The sequence below is a fragment of the Coprococcus intestinihominis genome (assembly GCF_040096555.1).
Taxonomy (GTDB): Bacteria; Bacillota; Clostridia; order Lachnospirales; family Lachnospiraceae; genus Coprococcus_A; species Coprococcus_A intestinihominis.
In genome coordinates, this window is the sequence record NZ_JBBMEK010000400.1 from 1 (window position 1) to 1,871 (window position 1,871).

General features: G+C 46.3%; 2 protein-coding genes. One reads left to right on the forward strand and one right to left on the reverse strand.

Annotated features, from left to right (window positions below):
* Positions 1–804, reverse strand: an 804-nt coding sequence (locus WMO25_RS17620) for an AAA family ATPase (protein WP_349086497.1), incomplete at its 3' end; no start/stop codon positions are given.
* A gap of 208 nt (positions 805–1,012) precedes the next feature.
* On the opposite strand from WMO25_RS17620, the gene WMO25_RS17625 reads away from it, so the two are divergent.
* A partial coding sequence (locus WMO25_RS17625; RefSeq protein WP_349086499.1) for a hypothetical protein occupies positions 1,013–1,871 on the forward strand: 859 nt, incomplete at its 3' end.

The following is a 1,871-nucleotide window of genomic DNA, read 5'->3' on the forward strand; positions in this document are numbered from 1 at the left end:
GCTCTTAATAAAAGCTGAGATCGTATCGTAATGATTGTCTCCGTTCTTGTCATAACGCATCACACGGCGCTGAATACATTCTGATGCCACATCAACCGTAATGTGGATCTTCCCATCCGCTGACGGTTCTGTTGTCAAAACACCCAATTCCACCGCATTCAACGCCATGCGTGCATCACCGCCGGACATATCCGCCAGAAAATCAACCGCATCATCTGAGATCTCAGCTCCATAACTGCCCATACCGCGCTCTGTGTCATAAACCGCACGCCTGATCAGCACCCCGATATCCTCCGCTGACAGCGGCTTCAGTTCAAAAATAACCGATCTGGATATCAAAGCGCCATTCACCTCGAAATACGGATTCTCCGTTGTTGCGCCGATCAGGATCAGCGTGCCGTCCTCCACAAAAGGCAGCAGATAATCCTGCTGACCCTTATTAAAACGGTGGATCTCATCAACAAAAAGGATGGTCCGTTTGCCGTACATTCCCATACGGTCCTTCGCTTCCTGAACAACCTGCTCCATATCCTTCTTGCCGGCTACAGTCGCATTGATCTGTGTGAATGCCGCGCTGGTAGTGTTGGCGATCACCTTCGCTATCGTTGTCTTGCCTGTTCCCGGCGGCCCATATAAAATAATCGAGCTGAGCTTATCAGCCTTGATCGCCCGATACAGCATCTTGTCCCGTCCGAGAATATGCTGCTGTCCTACAATCTCATCCAGCGTTCTCGGACGAAGCCTTGAAGCCAGGGGCGACTCTTTCTCCATTTTGTCTTCTCTCATATAATCAAATAAATCCATGATAACCTGTCACAACCTCCATATAGCAAAATCTTACCACATATAGCAAAAAGAAACAAGTGTTCTGTTTTTATTATTTTTCAAGTTTATAAACCTTTTAGAAAAGTTTACACTCAATTCATTGAACATCCTGTCCCAATCATGTATGATATCTATTGTATATACTGATATCCGTATGTACAACGCTTATTAGAAAGGACGAAACCCTATGGCTGGATTTTTAACATATTATCTGTTTGGAATGGAATCCTGTGATATGCTTTCCGACAACTATATCCATGAAGTCATTAAAAAGAATAACCATGCTTTTCTTCTGGGTCTTCAAGGGAACAATCTGCTCTCCTTTAATCCTCATACTTTATCCAAGCGTGGACTGTCCTATCGTACAGCTTCCCTGACGCTGCGCAACCAGGAATACGCTGCGTTTTTTAATAATATGCTGGATACATTAAGTGGCATGGCCGATCAGGAGCGCGATGTCTGCATCGCCTATATGGCAGGCTATCTCTGCTTTTTTACCATTGATCAGTCTGCTTCACCCTATATTCTTTTCAGGGTCTGGCAGGATCTTCCGGCCAAGTGCAGTTCATCCCGCATGACATGTCACCGTCGGAAGGTTGAGACAACCATTGACACAGTGCTGCTTCGGAGTCGCTGCCATATGGAGCCTTCCCAGCTGAATTTTGAAGCACTGACCTTTGTCAGCCGCAAAGACCTGTCAGCCATTGCCTATCTGATGCGTCAGACGATCCAGACCACTTACAAGTACCGGATCTCCGCGAATGAAATCAGTACAGGCGTCCGCAATATGCAGCGTCAGAACATTCATTTGCGCCCGAACAACCGTTTTTATCATTTGCTGAGATACCGGATTGAAGGCACTCTGCCAATCCTCCCCGCTCAGAAGAAGAAGGTCTATCAGGATTATCTGTCTGATGAACATGATTATATGAACACTGACAAAAAGCCGTGGTACACCTATCCCGGCTGCCCGGAAGCTTCCTATCTCTCCTTTGAAGAGATCTTTGAGCAGGCACTTCAGAACAGTCATCAGCTTCTTGAGAACC